Genomic DNA, 897 nt, shown 5'->3' on the forward strand with positions numbered 1-897 from the left:
TGTTATATTCTTTTAACTCATGGACAATATCGATAACTTTGGTATTACGTACATCAGGACAGTTTTCTTTAAAACTTAGTCCAAGTATGAGCACCTTTGCGCCTTCTACTTGAATACGTTTTTTGATCATGTTCTTGATGAGCTGAGTCGTGACATACTCTCCCATACCATCGTTAAGGCGACGGCCAGCCAAGATGATCTCAGGGTTATAACCGATAGCCTGTGCTTTATGCGTCAAATAGTAAGGATCGACACCGATACAATGCCCACCAACTAGACCTGGACGGAACGGTAAAAAGTTCCATTTAGTACCTGCTGCGGTAAGTACTGCTTCGGTATCGATATCCATCTTGTTAAAGATAACGGCTAATTCGTTAATCAGAGCAATATTCACGTCTCTTTGAGTATTTTCGATAACCTTTGCTGCTTCTGCAACCTTGATGCTCGCAGCTTTATGCGTACCAGCAATGATAATTAGGTTATATACATCGTCGACGAAGTCTGCTATTTCAGGCGTAGAGCCTGCAGTGACTTTTAGAATATTGACTACTCTATGCTCTTTGTCACCTGGGTTAATACGTTCAGGACTATAACCTGCATAGAAGTCTTGGTTAAATACCAATCCAGACACCTCTTCAAGTACAGGGATACATACTTCTTCTGTTGCCCCTGGATAAACGGTAGACTCATAGACAACGATATCGTCTTTTTTGATAATGCCACCTATTGCTGTTGAGGCTTTAATTAAAGGTGTCAAATCAGGCTGCTTAAAATCATCGATCGGTGTCGGTACCGTGACGATAAAAAAGTTGCAGTCTTTGAGTGCTTGAATATCTGAGGTATAACTCAGATGCGTGGCTTGAGATAACTCTTCGTCACTCACCTCTAAGGTATGAT

At 41.2% G+C, this 897-nt stretch carries 1 protein-coding gene; it reads right to left on the minus strand.

Translation table 11 applies throughout. The annotated features are described in order from the left end of the window. Nucleotides 1-897, minus strand: an 897-nt coding sequence (locus tag ACS8FD_RS18110) for a nucleotide sugar dehydrogenase (RefSeq protein ID WP_439276870.1), incomplete at both ends; no start/stop codon positions are given.

The sequence above is a fragment of the Psychrobacter sp. 1U2 genome (genome assembly GCF_051847575.1).